Raw genomic sequence first — 15,551 nt, 5'->3', positions numbered from 1 at the left:
CCGCGAACCCCCCTCGCGCGAGCGCCGGATGACACGCCCGCTCACCACAAGCATGCTCCGGTCCGGCCTCCTCGACGCCCTCACCCGCGTTCAACCGATCGGTTGAACGCGGGTTCCACCGCTCAGCGGCCCCCTCTGTCCGCACGGGCGACGCGGGGCCCGGTTCGGTCGCACAACAATGACGATCACCCATCGCGCCAGGCACTCATCCCCCATCAGGAAGGCCCCGCAGCGTGTCCAGCTTTCTCAGCAGACGACGTGTCCTCACCACCGGTACCGGTGCCGCCCTCGCTCTCGGCGCGGCCGGCATCGCCGCGCCCCCTTCCTCGGCCGCGCCCGCCGCCCGGCAGCACGCCGGCCCCGAGGAGACCCGCAGCCTCGACGAGCTCTACCAGGCCGCTCTCAAGGAGGGCGGGAAGCTCGTCGTGTACGCCGGCGGTGACACCCCGACCCAGCAGGACGGCACGAAGGCGGCCTTCAGGGCCCGCTTCCCCGATATCGACCTGACGCTGATCGTCGACTACAGCAAGTACCACGACGTCCGTCTCGACAACCAGTTCGCGACCGGCACCCTCGTCCCCGACGTCGTCCAGCTCCAGACCCTCCAGGACTTCGTCCGCTGGAAGCAGCAGGGGCGGCTGCTGCACTACAAGCCGGCCGGGTTCTCGAAGGTGTACGACGGTTTCAAGGACCCGCAGGGTGCGTGGGTGGCCACCGGAGCGATCGCGTTCAGCTTCCTGTACGGCATCGCGGCGGTCGGCTCGGACGCTCCGCGTACCCCGCTCGACCTGGTCGATCCGAAGTGGAAGGGGAAGATCGCCTCGTCCTTCCCGCACGACGACGACGCGGTCCTCTACCTCTATTCGCTGTACGCCCGCGCCTACGGCTGGGACTGGGTGGCCAAGCTCGCCGCCCAGGACGTGCGGTTCGCGCGGGGCAGCAACTCGCCGGGCGAGGCGGTCTTCGGCGGGCAGAAGGCGATCGGGATCGGCACCGCGGGATCGGCGGTCCCCTCCTCGTCGTCGCCCGCGAAGTTCGTGGTCGCGGACGGGCACCCCTTCATGGGCTGGGGCCAGCGCGTGGCCGTCCTGAAGCAGGCCAGGAACTCCACGGCCGCGAAGCTGTTCCTCAACTGGCAGCTGTCCGCCGAGCGGCAGCGCAACTCCTTCAACGGCTGGTCCGTACGCACCGACATCACTCCCCCGGCCGGGCTCAAGCAGCTGTGGGAGTACCCGAACGCCCATGTGGACGGCTTCCCCGCGTTCATGGCCGACCGCGCCCAGGTCGAGCGCTGGAAGCAGACCTTCGCGCTGTACTTCGGCGAGGTCCAGGGCGCCCCCACACCGGGCTGGCTCGGCCTCCGTCCCGGAGCCTGACGCACGCCGGAACCTCACTCGCCGAGCCAGACCCTCACCTTCGCGGGGTTCGCCCGCGGAGTCGTCCTGTCGAGTGCGATGTACCTCGCGACGGTGTTCTGGTCGACTGGATGAGGGCGGTCTCGCTGCCCGCGTACACCACGGTGAAGTCGAGCCCGAGGTTCTTGACCAGGGCCTCGTCGTTGGTCCGGTACGCGGGGTCGCCGTCAGTCGGTGATCCCCTTGTTCCCGGCCTGGCCGAGGCTGACGGTGGTCTTCTGCCGGGTGATGTGCTTCTTCTTCAGGTCCGCGTGGCCCCAGTTCTCCAGAACGGCGTCGACCTCGCCCGTCTCGAATCCCTGTCGGCCGACCTTCGCGCCGGCGCGGGCGGTCAGGGTGAGGCCGAAGAGGGGCAGCTCGCGTCGAGGGCGCACCGGAATCCCACGTTGCCGGTCGCCGAGTCCGGGAGGAGGCCCTGTCGGGCGGCGACCCGGTAGCGGCAGAGGTAGGAGCCGCCCTTGGCGACGCGTTCCGGTCCGGTGCGGGACGGGGCAGGTGCCGTACCAGCCGTCGGCGGTCGGGGGCGGTGGGGGAAGTCGCCCTGCCACACGTTCGTCCGGGGACGGCCGCCGGCTCGCGTTCGTCGCCCCAGAGAAACGCCTTCGCGTGCGGGCCTCCCCGGGCGGCGCGTTCCCACTCCGCCTCGGTGGGCAGGCGGGCGTCGTCCCGGTCGACGTGCACGACGGGATGGTCCGCCCGGTCCTGCCCGGTGGAGTGCGGGCCGTCGGGGTGGCACCAGTCGGCGCGCTCGACCTGTCGCCACCAGGGCGCCGCCGCCATCGCCCGGGTCGACGGGTGGTCGTCCGGGAGCAGTCCGGCGAAGGCCGCGAACCGGGCGTTGGACACCGCGCAGGCGTCGATCCAGAAGGCGTCCACGTGCACCGGGCCCTCCCCGTCGGCCGGGTAGGAGAGCGCCTCCTGACTGCCCAGGAGGAACTCACCGGCGGGGACGGCCACCATGCCCTCGGGTTCGTGTCCCGGCCGCCGGACGGTGCACAGCAGGTCACTGGGCCCCATGACAGGCCGGTGCGGTCCGCCGTCGTACTCGGGTGATGCGGTGCCCTGGGCGTCCAGGTCGCCGCGCACCGTGTGGAGGCTCATGCCGAAGTAGTTGTAGGCGTAGACGGGTCTGCCCTCGGTGGTGGTCCCGGTCAGGTCGACGTCGGCGGTGATGCTGTGCGAGCGGTTCTTGACGTTCGGGGTGGTCTCCTCGGTGAACCGGCGCATGCCCGCGCGGTCGGCTCAAGGCGCTGCTCGACCAGGTGACCGACACGGTCGCCGGGCTCCGGGTCCGCGCCTTTGGGCGTTCCTTGGATCTCCGGCGGGCCTGGGATGTTCACCCGCGTGCGAGACTCACCGCATGACAGAAGTGGCCTTCACGAGCGTCGCCCCCGTCATCCCCGTCCGGGATCTCGACGCCGCTCTGGAGCGATACCGCCGTCTGGGCTTCACCGCGCACGCCTACGAGGGGCCGGACCGTTACGGCTTCGTCGAGCGGGGCTCCGTGTCGATGCACCTCACCGAGTGGGCCGACCACGATCCTTCCCGCACCGGCGCCGTGATCTACCTCTACGTGAGCGACGCCGACGCGGTCCACGCCGAGTGGAAGGACTCCGGCGTCGAAGGACGCTTCGGAGAGCCGGAGAACACGCCGTACAAGCTCCGGGAATTCACGTACGTCGACATCGAGGGAACGGCTCACCGGGTGGGATCACCACTGTCGGCCTGACGTGTACGTCGCACTGCCCCACGCTTGTCGAGATCCCCGCTGACAGCGAACTCCCCGTCAGTTCCCAGCCTTCTCCCCGGGTTTCCCCTGCCACACCGGTCAGAGTCGATTCGTGCGCGGCCCGGCACCGGGCGCGTACCGGAGCCGCCCCCATCGACTCTCACCTCCCGAGGAACCCATGACGCGGACATTCAGTGGCACGCGCCGAAGTCACCAGCCGTCTGCCCCGGCCGGCACCCGCACGCCGACGGTCGAGGTCGTCATCCCTGTCCACAACGAGGAACGAGCGCTCCCCGGCTGTGTCCGGACCCTGCACGCGCGATTGCGTGACGAACTGCCCTACGCCTGGCGGATCACGGTCGCGGACAACGCCAGCACCGATACGACCCTCGCCGTGGCCCGCGATCTCGCCGAGGAACTGCCCGGCGTCGACGCCGTCCACCTCGACCGCAAAGGCCGCGGGCTCGCGCTGCGCACGGTGTGGGGCGCGAGCGACGCCGAGATCGTCGTGTACATGGACGTCGACCTGTCGACCGGTCTCGACGGACTGCTGCCCCTGATCGCCCCGCTCGCCAGCGGCCACTCCGACCTGGCGATCGGCAGCCGCCTGGCCCCCGGCGCGAGGACGGTACGCGGCCCGCGCCGGGAACTGATCTCGCGCTGCTACAACGCGCTGATCAGGCTGACGCACGGCGCGCGTTTCAGCGACGCGCAGTGCGGGTTCAAGGCGGCCCGTACGGACGTACTGCGCCCCCTGCTGTCGAAGACCCGGGACGACGCCTGGTTCTTCGACACCGAACTCCTCCTGCTGGCCGAGCACAACGGACTGCGCATCCACGAGGTCCCCGTCGACTGGGTGGAGGACATCGACACGAGGGTCGACGTCGTCGGCACCGCTGCCGACGATCTGAAGGGCCTGTGGCGGATGGCCCGCCTCAAGGCGTCCGGCAAGGCCCGCGCCGAGATCCCGGCACGCCCGCGCCCGACCGCCGAACACCCCGACGCGGTGCTCGCCCCGAACCAGGACCGGGCCCAACTCACCTGGCAGATAGCGTGTTTCGCGGTGATCGGCGTCGCCTCGACGGCGGGCCAGGCGCTCCTGTACTGGCTGCTGCGCGGCTGGTGGCCGCCCGCAGCGGCGAACTTCGTCTCCTTGCTGGTCCTCACGCTCCTCAACACGGAAGCCAACCGCCGCCTCACCTTCCGCCACTCCACGGCCGGCGCCGGCCGCGCCCACCTCGGTGCCGGTGTCCTGTTCGTGGTCGGCTACCTCGCCACCTCGGGGGCCGTCCTCCTCTTCCGCGACGCCGCGCCCGACGCGTCGACGGGTGCCGAGACCCTCGTACTCGCCGTCGCCTCGGTCCTGGTGACCGGCATCCGCTTCCTGGTGCTGCGGCTGGCCGTGTTCCGTACCGCCTCCTCGAACCCGGCCGGAGAGCGAGTGCTTCCGTGACCCACACCACCGAGGTGCCGTCAGGCTCCGTCACCCGTCTCCCCGTCATCGGCCGCACCCTGCCGCGCCGGGCGGCCCCCGTCGCGCTGGCCGCGATCCTGCTGCTGTCCGCGCTGCTGTACGGCTGGGCGCTGGGCCCGCTCGGCTGGGGCAACGGCTACTACTCGGCCGCCGTGAAGTCGATGGGCCACAGCTGGACGAACTTCCTGTTCGGCTCCTTCGACCCGGCCGGAGTCGTCACCGTCGACAAACCCCCGGCGGCGCTGTGGCCGCAGGTCGTCAGCGGCAAGGTCTTCGGGCTGCACGGCTGGGCGCTGATCCTGCCGCAGGTTCTGGAGGGCGTCGCCGCCGTGTTCGTCCTGCACCGGACGGTACGGCGCTGGGCGGGCGAGGGTACGGCGCTCCTCGCCGCGCTCGTGATGGCCCTGACGCCCGTCACCGTGGCGATCAACCGGTACAACAACCCCGACACCCTGCTCGTGCTCTTCCTGGTCGGCGGCGCGTACGCGCTGACCCGGGCCGTCCGGCCGGACAGCACCCGGTGGCTGTGCGCGAGCGGATTCCTGGTCGGCTGCGGGTTCCTGACCAAGATGGCGGCGGCGTGGATGGTGCTCCCGGCGTTCGCGGCGGCGTGGCTGGTCGGGGCGAGCGGACCCTGGCTCCGGCGGGTCGGGCGGCTGCTCGCCGCCGGCGCGGTGTGTGCCGTCTCCTCGCTGTGGTGGGTCGCGGTGGTCGCCTGGTGGCCGGGGCGGCGGCCGTACATCGGGGGCAGCGCCGACGGCGGGGCCTGGGAGCTCGTGGTCGGGTACAACGGGCTCGGCCGGATCTTCGGGGAGGATGCGGGCAGCACCGGCGGGGCCGGTCTCAGCAAGGCTTTCCGGAGTGAGCCGGGGCCGCTCAGGCTGTTCAGCGAGCAGGTGGCCGGGCAGATCGGCTGGCTGCTGCCGGCGAGCGCCGTGGCGCTGGCCGTCGCCGTGGCCGGGGCGGTGCGGCGGCGGCGCCGGCTGCCGGGGTCCGGGTGGGTGCTGTGGGGGACGTGGCTGGGGGTGTGCGGGCTGATGTTCTCGGTCCAGGAGGGGACGTTCCACGTCTACTACACGACCCAACTCGCGCCCGCTGTCGCCGCGTTGACGGCGGGGCTGGTGACGGCGCTGGTGCGGGCGCACCGGGCGGGGGCGCGGTGGGCGCTGCCGGTCGGGGCCGGGACCGTACTGGTGACGGTGATGTGGGCGGTGGCCGTGATCCGGCGGGTGCCGTCGTGGAACGGGTGGCTGGGGTGGGTGGTGGCCGTGGTGGGGGTGGTCGCGGTGGGGCTGCTGATCGCAGCGGCACTGAGGCCCCGGCTGTCGGTGGCCGCGCTCGGTGGGGCGGTGCTGGCGGTGCTGCTCGCGCCGGGCGCGTGGGCGGTGAGCGTGCCGGCCGAGGCGGGGGCGGTGCCGGTCGGGGCGCCTCCTTCGGCGGGGCCGGTGTCCTTCGGCGGGCGGGTGCTGGGCGGCGGCGGGGCCTTGCCTCAGGGGATCAGGATTCCTGGCGGGAAAAGCCTGCCCAAGGGGTTCGTGCTGCCGGCGGGCTTCGGCGGCACCACCCTCACCGCCGACCACCGCAAGATCCTCGCCTACGCCGTGCACCACTCCGACGGCGCCCGCATCACCCTCGCCGTCGACGGCGGGGCCGTCGCCGCGGGCGCCTTCATCCTGAACACCGACGCCACGGTCATCGGCATGGGCGGCTTCGTCGGCGGCGACGACGTCCCCTCCGTACGACAACTGGCCGAATGGACCGGTGACGGTGAACTCCGTTACGTCCTAGGCTCGTTGGGTGGCGGCATCACCGCTCTGCAAAGCGGCGGGGCCGGCGCCGAGCGGTCGAGGTGGCTCACCGAGAACTGCGCCGAGGTCCCCGCGAAGGAGTACGGCGGGAGCGGCTTCGCCCAGAGCCGCATGGCGGGCGGTGCCGGAACGACTCTGTACGACTGCGCCCCCGCAAGCCGCCCCCGGTGACCTCCTCCGGCAGAACGGAGCCCCGCCGTGCCCGACGTCCAGGTCCCCGCGCACCGCCTCCTCGTGGTCGAGGACGACCCCGGCATCCGCATGCTGCTGGAGTCGGCGCTGCGGCTGTCGGGGTACGAGGTTCTCGGCGCCGCCACCGGCCGGGAAGCCCTGCGTACGGTGGACGAGAGCCGTCCGGATCTCGTGCTGCTCGACATCATGCTGCCCGACCTGGACGGCATCGAGGTCACCCGTGGGCTGCGGGCGTCCGGGGTACGTACGCCGGTGCTGTTCCTCACGGCGCGCGGTGAGCTCGCCGACCGCATCGCGGGCCTCAGCGCGGGCGGCGACGACTACGTGCCCAAGCCGTTCAGCATCGAGGAGGTCCTGCTGCGTATCCGCGCCATCCTGCGCCGTACCAGTCCCGGGAGCCCGGACGGCACCGGTGCCGGGGTGCTGCGCTTCGCCGACCTGGAACTGGACGAGAACGCGCATGAAGTGCGCCGCGCCGGCGAGTACGTCCCGCTGTCGCCCACGGAGTTCAATCTGCTGGTCTACCTCATGGAGAACACGGGCCGGGTGCTGAGCAAGAACAAGATCCTCAACCAGGTGTGGGGGTACGACTTCGCGGGGGACGGCCGCATCGTGGAGACGTACATCAAGTACCTGCGCCGCAAGATCGACCGCTTCGACCCGCCTCTCCTGCACACCGTGCGCGGTGTCGGCTACTGTCTGCGGCTGCCGCAGGGGCGCGGATGACTCCCCGGTGGACGCCGCGTCCCCGCTCGCTGCGCGGGCGGCTCGCGTGGGGCGTGACCCTGCTCGCCGTGGTCGTGGTCCTGACCTCGCAGGTCATCGGGGTCGCGGGGATGCGCTCCTGGCTGCTTCAGCGGGTCGATCGGCAGCTGCGGAACCTGGAGCTGTCCGACCAGGTCTTCGCCCCGGCCACCGCACCGGTCGTCAGCTCCACGCCGGGCGCGATCACCCTTCCCTCGGACTTCCGGGTCACCTTCTACGACGCCTGGGGGGCGAAACAGAGCACGCTCGGCGGAGGGGACGGGCCGGGGCCCCGGCTCGCCTCGTCCATCGGTGACCTGCGGCTGAAGCTGGGGCATGTGACCACCGTTCCCGCCGAGTCCGGGGGCGGGCGCTGGCGGGTCCTGCGGCGGGAGAGCCCGGAGCTGAGCACGTACGTCGTCGCCCTGCCGTTCGACAGTGTGCAGGCCGTCCTGTCGAGGCAGTTGGTGCTCAGCAGCGTCATCCTGGTCGCGGCCGTCGCCGTCCTGCTCGTCGTCGGCCGGGCGGTGGTGCGGCTCGCGCTCCTGCCGCTGACACGGATGGAGCGCACGGCGCAGGGCATCATCGCCGGGGACCTCGGTCTGCGGCTGTCCGACACCGACCCGCGCACCGAGACCGGGCGCCTGGGCACCGTACTCAACGACATGCTCGACCGTCTCCAACAGGCCATGCGGCAGCGGGAGTTCTCGGAGGAGCGGCTGCGCCGTTTCGTCGCCGACGCAGGGCACGAGCTGCGTACCCCGCTCACCACGGTGCAGGGCTTCGCCCAGCTCGCCCTGCGCCATCCCGACCGGCCCGCCGCACAGCGCCGTGAGGCCGACGAGCAGCTCGCCCGCAACGCCGAACGCATGCACCTCCTCATCGACGACCTGCTCCTGCTCGCCAAGCTCGACCAGGAGCCCGCCTACCGCAGCGACCCCGTCGACCTGCTGTGCCTCGCGGCCGACGCGGTGAGCGCGGCGGCGGTCCGCGCGCACGGCGAACACCGGGTGACGCTCAGTCCGCTCGGCGCGCGGACCGAGGACGCGGAACTGGAGGTCGTCGAGACGGTCGGCGACCCCGACCGGCTGCTCCAGGTCGTCGGCAACCTGCTCTCCAACGCCCTCGTCCACACGCCGCCGGGCACGCCGGTCGACGTACGCGTGGGCACCACGCTCGCCGACGGCAACCCTGTCGCCGTGATCGAGGTCGCCGACCGGGGGCCCGGTCTCGCCCCGGCCGACGCGGAGCGCGTCTTCGAACGCTTCTACCGCGCCGACCCGTCCCGCTCCCGCCCCCAAGGCCGCAGCGGCCTCGGCCTCGCCATCGCCTCCGCGATAGCGCAGGGCCACGGGGGCCGCGTGGAACTGGACACGGCCCCCGGCAGGGGCTGCACCTTCCGCCTGGTCCTGCCCCTCCCCGGCGGGGTCCGACGCGCTTGCCACTGTCACGGCTGACCAGCCTCTGTCCCCCTCACGGCACAGGCTCACCTGCGGTGAGGAGACCCGGCGGCCAGGTCGAGGGGCTCGGTATCGCCGTTCACCTTCCCGTCGTCCGGGTCCCCCGGCCCCTTCTTCCGGCACCGTCGTGGAGGCCGGTGCGCGAAACACCCCCGGTGACTCCGGGGTCCCCCTCCGGTCGGCCCCACACCCGTGCCGGGTACGCCGCCGGGGTTCTCAGGACAGCGCGGACCGCCTGTCCGGCGGAGGCAGCCGCTGGAGCAGTTCCCAGAGCGGCCGTGAGCCCCCCGCCCACTCCCCCAGCGTTCCCCGGTCGACCAGATGGAGCTTCTGGGACTTCGCGAGCGGCGCGCACCCGGCGGTGAAGCGTCCGTTCGTCACCAGGACCACCACGTCCCCGCCGTGGAGCTGCCGGCCGGTGCCGTTGAGGACGTGCAGGTCCGGGGTGCCCACCGGCGCCCCCGAGGCCCCGTCCTGCCGGTGCTTGCACTGGATCACCCAGCGCCTGCCCAGCGGATCGGTCGCCGTCACATCCGCCCCGTTGTCCCCGGCTCCGCCCACCTGTACGGCGTCGGCGCAGCCGTCACGGCGCAGCAGATCACGTACCGCGAACTCGAAGTCCTCGTGGTGGAGCCCGTCGAGCTGAGGGAGTTTGTAGCGCAGCCTCCGTACGTGCACCCGCTCCCAGCGGGCGCTCACCGCCCACTGCGCGAGCCAGAGACCGCCGGTCCCCACCACGGCGGCGGCGAGCCCGGCGAGCAACCACCAGTCGCCCAGCAGCCGTTGCCCTGCGGCGCCGCAGAGCCCGGCACCCGCGGCTGCGGCTGTCGTCAGCACCCCTCGCCGGGGTCCGCCCGGCTTCCTCAGGGTCGGGACGCGCTTCGGGGAGTTCCGGGTCCGGCGTACCGGTGGGCGGCGGCTCACCGCCGGCCACCGTCGACAGCGCCCCGGACCGGCAGGGCCGTCGCCGGGGCGCGGCAACCAGCCCTCCGGACGAGTACCGGGGCCCGGCGGCCACCCCTCCGGACGTGTCGTCCGGCGTTCGTCACATGCGGATCGGTCCAAGGCACCATGGCCTCCTCTGCGCTCCTGCGCGACCGCTCCGACGGGACAACAGGCGTCGGTGCCGGTCTTCTTGACACTAGGTCGGATCTCGTGCCCCGCTCGGCGCGGGCGTCGTTTCCGGCCGGGCCGGGCCCTCTCGCCGCGCCCGTGGGGCGGTTTCGGCCGGGGCGGGTGCATACCTGCGGGACTCGGACGGCGGCCGGATCATGCCGCGGCCCGTCACGCGTCGGACGCCGGCCCCGGCGAGGTGCCGTTGATGCGGTCGCGCCGTCCGGGAGAAGTCGGCCGAGAAGCCTCCTCCCCGCGCCGTCGGCCGGGGCCGGGGTCATGCCCGGCGCCCGAACCCGTCGGGCACCGAGTGGCGCAGGACCCTGCCCCACATGGACGTGTACTGGCGCCACAACGGCCCGCTCGCGTACGTGATCCCGTGCCGGGCGCAGATCTCCCGTACCCGTGGCGCGAGTTCGGCGTAGCGGTTGCTCGGCAGGTCGGGGAAGACGTGGTGTTCGATCTGGTGGCTCAGGTTTCCGGTGAGCAGGTGGAGGAGCCACCCGCCCTCGATGTCCGCCGAGCCCTGGATCTGGCGCAGGTACCACTGCCCGCGCGTCTCGCCGGCCAGCTGTTCCTCGTCGTACGCGAAGGTCCGGACGTCGCCGGGGAAGTGGCCGCAGAAGATCACGGTGTGGGCCCAGATGTTGCGCAGCCCGTTCGCGGTGACGTTGCCCAGCAGACAGGGCAGCGCGGACGGCCCGGCGAGCAGCGGGAAGAGGACGTAGTCCTTGGCCGACTGGCGTACCGCCTTGCGGGCCAGGGCCGCGAGGTCGCCGAGGAGGGCCCGCACGCTCTTGCGGCCGGACGGGACGGCGTCCGCCTCCAGGTCGTAGAGGGCGATGCCCCATTCGAAGACGGGCGCGAGCAGCGCGGTGTACAGCGGCTGGAGGAGGTGGACGGGGTGCCACGGCTGGTCGGGGCTCATGCGCAGGATCGTGTAGCCGAGGTCCCGGTCGAGTCCGACGACGTTGGTGTAGGTGTGGTGCAGGTGGTTGTGGGTGTGTTTCCAGGCGTCGGCGGGGGTGAGGAAGTCCCACTCCCAGGTGGTGGAGTGGATCGCCGGGTCTCCCATCCAGTCCCACTGGCCGTGCAGGATGTTGTGGCCCAGCTCCATGTTCTCCAGGATCTTGGCGGTGGCCAGCATCGCGGTGCCCGCGAACCAGGCGGGCGGGAAGAGGGATACGGCGAGGGCGATACGGCCGCCGGTCTCCAGGCCGCGCTGGGCGGCGATCACCGTATGGATGTAGCGGGCGTCCTCGGTGCCGCGTGCCGCGACGGTCCCGGCGCGGATCAGGTCGAGTTCCTCGCCGAGCGACTCGGTGTACTCGACCGGCGGGACGGCTGGGGCGGTTGTGGACATCACCGGCTCCTTGAGGGGCCTAGACGGCGAGGGCGAGCGGACCTGCCGCAGCGTTGACGCAGGTCTGGACCGACTCGCCCGGTTCGCCGTGCAGTTCGCCGGTCCGCAGATCGCGGACGCGGCCGTGCAGGAGGGGGACGAGGCAGCCGAAGCAGATCCCCCGGCGACAGCCGTACGGCATCGTCACGCCCGCCGCCTCGCCGGTCTCCAGCAGGGGTGTGGCGGCGGGTGCGTCGGTCTCGACGCCGCTGCGCTCGAACCGGACCCGGCCGCCCGGCGCGTCGGAGTCACCCGGGCGCACGGGCGTCAGCCGGAATCGCTCCACCCGCAGCCGCTCACCCGCGCCGGCCGCCGCCCAGTGCCGGTGCAGCGCGTCGAGCAGTCCGTCCGGGCCGCAGGCCCAGGTCTCCCGGTCGGACCAGTCCGGGCAGAGCGTGCCCACCTGTTCGGGAAGCAGCCGGCCGGCGGTACGGGTGTACCGCGCGTGGACGCGCAGCCAGGGCGAGCGGGCTGCCAGTTCGGCCAGTTCGGCCCGGAAGAGGAACGCGTCCGGGCCGGGTGCGCTGTGCAGGAGGACGACGTCGGGGGCGGGTCCGGGCAGGCGGCGGTTCGCGAGGGTGCGCAGCATCCCCGCCACCGGGGTGATGCCGCTGCCCGCCGTCACCATCAGCATCCGGGCCGGCAGCGGGTGCTCCGGGAGCGTGAACTCGCCCTGCGCGGGGCCGAGTCGCAGCACGGTGCCGGGGCGGGTGCGGTGCACGAGGTGCGGGGACACCCTGCCGCCGGGATGCTCCTTGACCGTGATGGCCAGGGTCCGGCCCGGTGCTTCGGGGGGCGAGGTGATCGAGTACGTACGCCAGTGCCGTACGCCGTCGATCTCCACGCCCACCGGCAGGTACTGTCCGGGGCGGTGGGCCGTCCAGCCGCGCCCGGGGCGGATCTCCAGCGTGGCCGCCCCGGCGCACTCGGGCCGTACGGCGATCACCCGGCCTGCGGGGTGTCGGGCGGACAGCAGCGGGTCGATCAGGCCGAGGTAGTCGTCCGGGGTGAGGGGGCTCGCCAGCGGGCGGGCGAGGGCACCGGTGATCCGGCCGGCGGCCGTCGGCGCACGGCCGCCGCTCCACGCGGCGAGTCTTTCGGCGAGCGCGGCGAGGTGGACGGCCGCCGTCGTCCGGAGCGGCGCGCGCGGATTCCGCATGGAGACCCTTCCTTCACGGCAGGGCGCGCGGGGGCCGGGCGCGGCGGGCGTGTCTCCGCGTCCTGGACGCGGGATCGCCTCGGTCACGTACGCCGGCGGGCCTCCGTCGGCGTTCCGCCAGGGAACCACAGCGTCCCGGTTCGTGGCGGGGGCGTGGAACCGGATTGCGCCACCCCACCCGTCCCTCCTTCCCTTCGCGCCGGGCGGACGGGACGTTCCCGTCCGGCGTACAGGGAAGGGCACGGTGTACGCGTTCCGCGCCCCTCCGTCGCACCATGGCCGGATTACGTGCCCGTCCGGGCCGGTCGGGAAGGCGTCCGGCAGTGAGCTGGGGTCGCCGAGGGCCCGGCTGGTGGCGGCATGGTGGAGGGACAGCGCCTCGCCTGGCGGGAGCCGTCGCGGGGTCCCGACGGCACAGCCGGTCGGTCGCTCCGCCTCGGCGGCCGGCATGTCGCGCTCCGGCCGGTGCGGGAACTCCCGTCGGCTGTTCAGCCGGCGCAGCCGCACCGGGTCCGGGACGGGACGCTCCACGTCTTCGGGTCCGTGTGGATGCCGCGGGCCGCTCGTGGGGCATCTCGGTTCGGTGGGCGGGGAGTTGACCGGTGCGGTGCCGGGCCGCGGGTCAGGTTGCCCAGCCCGGGGAGGGGTTCGGAGTCGTCGGTGAAGGCGCGGGCCAGGTCGGACAGGCGCCGGTTGTGCGCGCGGACGTACCCGCGCAGTGAGGTGAACGCCTGCTTCGTGTCGATGCCCTGGCGTTCGGCGAGCTTGCCCTTGGTCTGTCGCAGGAAGCTGATGGTGGCGATGTCGGCCAGGGCCTGGGCCATGAGGGTGTCGGCCGGTCGAAGGGCCCGGGCGCGGCGCGGAACAGGTTCAGGGCGCCGGCGACCTTGTTCCGCAGACGCATGGGCACTGTCTGGACCGCCCCGAACCCGCATCGGTGGGCGGCCGTGACGAAGTGCGGCCAGCGGTCGATCTCCCGGGTCAGGCCGGGGACGATCACCGGGGTGCCGGTGCGGAAGCACTCCAGGCAGGGGCCCTCGTCGTTCTGGAGCCGGAAGAGTTCCAGCAGCCGTACCTGTTCGTCGGAGGCGGCCATCACGCGCAGTTCACCGTCGCGGTCCGTGAGCAGCACACCGGCGGCGCTCGCGCCGAGCAGCCCTGCGCAGCGGTCGGTGAGCAGGCGCGGGAAATCGATCGGAGTGCGGCACATGTGCCGGACGGCACCGGTGCGTCGGGGCTCCTCGTCGGCCTGTTCGGGCTGTTCGGGCTGTTCGGGTTCCGTGTCCGGGGAGAAAGGGAGAAGCGGAGCCGGCGGACCACCACGTCGGCGGCCCTGTGCGAAGGAGCGGGCGCGCAGCCGGACGAAAGCCTCGTCGATGCCGACGCCGAGTCGAACGGTGATCATGCCGGTCGCCTGGTCGATCCGCGCGTCGAGCAGGAGGCCGACCTGGGGGCGGTACGTGCTGGAGGCCACTCTCCGTCAGCTTCGGTGCGTCCGGTCCACCGAGTCCGGTGATCTGTACGGCACGTACGGCTCGTCCCCTCACGGGTGTCACCGGAGAGGGGAACCGGCCGACGGGCTCAGGATCAGCGAGTCGACCCGCGAGATCCTCGACACGTCGAATCCCTCCATATCGCTGAGGAACTCGGAGCTGGTCATGTAGCGCTGAGCCACCTCGGCCGGGTCGGCGCCCTCGTCCATGGAGACCAGGACGAACAGACGGGGCTCCTCGTCGCCGGGGTTGGTCCAGAAGCCGTGCGGACGGATGCCGTGCCCGGCGAAGCTGTCGAGGTGCCGGGGGTAGACCACGTCCTTGTAGAAGTCCAGGTCCTCACGGCTGGCCAGGGTGTAGGTGCGCAGTTCGTAGACACGCATGCCGATCCTCCAAAGACTAGAGTGAATGCTCTACTTCACGATAATGGAGCACGCGCTCTAGTTCATGAGGGAAGGAAGTGAGAGATGCCACCCAGGGACACCTCCGAGGGAGTGCGGAAGCCCCCGAAGCAGTCACGCAGCCAGGAATCGACCCATCGCATGCTCGACGCCGCGCTGGCCATCCTGGACCGCGACGGGATGGCAGGTCTGAGCATCGCCGCCGTCAGCCGCGAGTCGGGAGTGTCCAACGGCGCGCTCTACCACCGCTTCGGTGACCGGCACAGTCTCCTCACCGCGGCGCAGGACCGCTTCCTCGACCAGGTCGAGAGCGACTGGCTCACCGCCTCGGTGCCGCTGCGGGAACTCGACGATCCCGAAGAACTGCTGACGTGCCTGACCGAGACGTTCCTGACGCTCTTCACGCAACGCCGCGCGCTGTTCCACGCCTTCATGGTCACGGGCCGCGCCGACCCCGACCTGCACGCCCGCGGGGCCCGGACCAGCAAGCGCATGGCACGCGTCGCCGCCCACTGGCTGGCCGGCCGTTTCGGCTGCCCGCTCGAAGCCGCCGACACGGCCTACCGCATCCTCTACGCCCAGGCCGTCCTGCTCGTCCTGTTCGGCGAGGAGGAGACGGCCGCGCTCCACGTCGACCCCGCGCAACGCCTTCAGTACCTGGTCCACGCCCTCCTCGCGGTCCTGCGGCCCACTCCCGACGGCACATCCCGTACGGCTGACGGCCGGGACGGGAACGGGTGACGGCCGGTGCCGAGTGCGACGGCGTCGCCGGACCGGCGCCCGGAGTCGCGCCGGGGTGCCCGGCAGCCCGTACACCAAGCCGGAATGCCCCTTCGGCCGGGGCCCGTTCCGACCGACACGGCTGCCGGAGCGACGCTCGACGCGTCGAGAGCGTCGAACCAGGCCACACGACGCCGCGCTCCAGTGGTTCACGGCCACCGGGCTGCTCGCCGTCGCCCTGCCCGCGGGCGCGCGCGAGCCCCTGGGCCGCCACCCCGGCGGGCACGGCACGAGCGCCCGGAGCACGGCATGATCGTCGACATCGTCCACCAGGGCCGTGAGCGGGCCGTCCCCGGCCTCGCACCTCCAGGAACTGATCGGCACCGTCGAACAGCGGGTGCGTGCCATGAACGCCGGACTCAGGTCGGGGACCGTTCGGCC

General features: G+C 72.5%; 12 protein-coding genes and 3 pseudogenes. 7 read left to right on the top strand and 8 right to left on the bottom strand.

Annotated elements, in window-relative coordinates; genetic code table 11:
* Window positions 1–233: 233 nt before the first annotated feature.
* Window positions 234–1,376, top strand: coding sequence for an ABC transporter substrate-binding protein (locus ACQCO7_RS43275; protein ID WP_464076993.1), 1,143 nt, complete (start codon window positions 234–236; stop codon window positions 1,374–1,376).
* A gap of 85 nt (window positions 1,377–1,461) precedes the next feature.
* Here the strand turns inward: ACQCO7_RS43275 and ACQCO7_RS43270 are convergent.
* Window positions 1,462–1,729: pseudogene (locus tag ACQCO7_RS43270) on the bottom strand (glycine/betaine ABC transporter substrate-binding protein); the annotation flags it as partial.
* Between the two features lie 17 nt (window positions 1,730–1,746).
* Window positions 1,747–2,432: pseudogene (locus ACQCO7_RS43265) on the bottom strand (SUMF1/EgtB/PvdO family nonheme iron enzyme).
* 343 nt (window positions 2,433–2,775) lie between these two features.
* Here ACQCO7_RS43265 and ACQCO7_RS43260 point away from each other — a divergent pair.
* From ACQCO7_RS43260 to ACQCO7_RS43240, 5 genes are all read left to right on the top strand, one after another.
* The gene (locus tag ACQCO7_RS43260) at window positions 2,776–3,144 is read left to right on the top strand and encodes a bleomycin resistance protein (RefSeq protein WP_464076992.1); all 369 of its coding nucleotides are present in this window, start codon (window positions 2,776–2,778) and stop codon (window positions 3,142–3,144) included.
* A gap of 178 nt (window positions 3,145–3,322) precedes the next feature.
* Entirely contained in the window at window positions 3,323–4,597 is a 1,275-nt protein-coding gene (locus ACQCO7_RS43255; RefSeq protein ID WP_464076991.1) for a bifunctional glycosyltransferase family 2/GtrA family protein, read from the top strand.
* Window positions 4,594–6,597 carry an ArnT family glycosyltransferase gene (locus tag ACQCO7_RS43250; RefSeq protein WP_464076990.1) on the top strand — a complete coding sequence of 668 codons (2,004 nt, stop codon included), beginning with the start codon at window positions 4,594–4,596 and terminating at the stop codon, window positions 6,595–6,597. Before ACQCO7_RS43255 ends, ACQCO7_RS43250 begins: the two co-directional genes overlap by 4 nt.
* A 27-nt stretch (window positions 6,598–6,624) precedes the next feature.
* The gene (locus ACQCO7_RS43245; RefSeq protein WP_464076989.1) at window positions 6,625–7,344 is read left to right on the top strand and encodes a response regulator transcription factor; all 720 of its coding nucleotides are present in this window, start codon (window positions 6,625–6,627) and stop codon (window positions 7,342–7,344) included.
* Window positions 7,341–8,819, top strand: a complete 1,479-nt coding sequence (locus ACQCO7_RS43240) for a sensor histidine kinase (RefSeq protein ID WP_464076988.1) — start codon at window positions 7,341–7,343, stop codon at window positions 8,817–8,819. Before ACQCO7_RS43245 ends, ACQCO7_RS43240 begins: the two co-directional genes overlap by 4 nt.
* A 219-nt stretch (window positions 8,820–9,038) precedes the next feature.
* Here the strand turns inward: ACQCO7_RS43240 and ACQCO7_RS43235 are convergent, their stop codons facing one another.
* The 6 genes and pseudogenes from ACQCO7_RS43235 to ACQCO7_RS43210 all read right to left on the bottom strand — a co-directional run bounded on the left by ACQCO7_RS43235 (window position 9,039) and on the right by ACQCO7_RS43210 (window position 14,372).
* On the bottom strand, window positions 9,039–9,746 hold the full coding sequence (locus ACQCO7_RS43235; RefSeq protein WP_464076987.1) for a restriction endonuclease: 708 nt from the start codon (window positions 9,744–9,746) through the stop codon (window positions 9,039–9,041).
* 466 nt (window positions 9,747–10,212) lie between these two features.
* A complete protein-coding gene (locus tag ACQCO7_RS43230; protein WP_464076986.1) occupies window positions 10,213–11,298 on the bottom strand; it encodes a fatty acid desaturase family protein in 1,086 nt (361 codons plus the stop codon).
* Between the two features lie 19 nt (window positions 11,299–11,317).
* Window positions 11,318–12,496, bottom strand: a complete 1,179-nt coding sequence (locus ACQCO7_RS43225) for a ferredoxin reductase (protein WP_464076985.1) — start codon at window positions 12,494–12,496, stop codon at window positions 11,318–11,320.
* Window positions 12,497–12,984: 488 nt separating this feature from the next.
* Complete coding sequence (locus ACQCO7_RS43220; RefSeq protein WP_464076984.1) at window positions 12,985–13,320, bottom strand: ANTAR domain-containing protein; 336 nt, start codon at window positions 13,318–13,320, stop codon at window positions 12,985–12,987.
* 71 nt (window positions 13,321–13,391) lie between these two features.
* Window positions 13,392–13,706, bottom strand: a pseudogene (locus ACQCO7_RS43215) (GAF domain-containing protein); the annotation flags it as partial.
* Between the two features lie 342 nt (window positions 13,707–14,048).
* A complete protein-coding gene (locus ACQCO7_RS43210; RefSeq protein ID WP_464076983.1) occupies window positions 14,049–14,372 on the bottom strand; it encodes an NIPSNAP family protein in 324 nt (107 codons plus the stop codon).
* A gap of 84 nt (window positions 14,373–14,456) precedes the next feature.
* On the opposite strand from ACQCO7_RS43210, the gene ACQCO7_RS43205 reads away from it, so the two are divergent.
* Entirely contained in the window at window positions 14,457–15,131 is a 675-nt protein-coding gene (locus tag ACQCO7_RS43205; RefSeq protein ID WP_464076982.1) for a TetR/AcrR family transcriptional regulator, read from the top strand.
* Window positions 15,132–15,551: the final 420 nt, after the last annotated feature.

It is taken from the genome of Streptomyces saintjeani, assembly GCF_055409605.1.
Note: the sequence above shows the minus strand (reverse complement) of the source record. Positions and strands in the feature narration are given on the sequence as shown.

Bases quoted from the DNA above. Each gene is read 5' to 3' on its own strand.
- ACQCO7_RS43260 (WP_464076992.1), top strand. From the start codon at position 2,776: ATGACAGAAGTGGCCTTCACGAGCGTCGCCCCCGTCATCCCCGTCCGG.
- ACQCO7_RS43255 (WP_464076991.1), top strand. From the start codon at position 3,323: ATGACGCGGACATTCAGTGGCACGCGCCGAAGTCACCAGCCGTCTGCC.
- ACQCO7_RS43240 (WP_464076988.1), top strand. From the start codon at position 7,341: ATGACTCCCCGGTGGACGCCGCGTCCCCGCTCGCTGCGCGGGCGGCTC.
- ACQCO7_RS43230 (WP_464076986.1), bottom strand. From the start codon at position 11,298: ATGTCCACAACCGCCCCAGCCGTCCCGCCGGTCGAGTACACCGAGTCG.
- ACQCO7_RS43225 (WP_464076985.1), bottom strand. From the start codon at position 12,496: ATGCGGAATCCGCGCGCGCCGCTCCGGACGACGGCGGCCGTCCACCTC.
- ACQCO7_RS43220 (WP_464076984.1), bottom strand. From the start codon at position 13,320: ATGGCCCAGGCCCTGGCCGACATCGCCACCATCAGCTTCCTGCGACAG.
- ACQCO7_RS43210 (WP_464076983.1), bottom strand. From the start codon at position 14,372: ATGCGTGTCTACGAACTGCGCACCTACACCCTGGCCAGCCGTGAGGAC.
- ACQCO7_RS43205 (WP_464076982.1), top strand. From the start codon at position 14,457: ATGCCACCCAGGGACACCTCCGAGGGAGTGCGGAAGCCCCCGAAGCAG.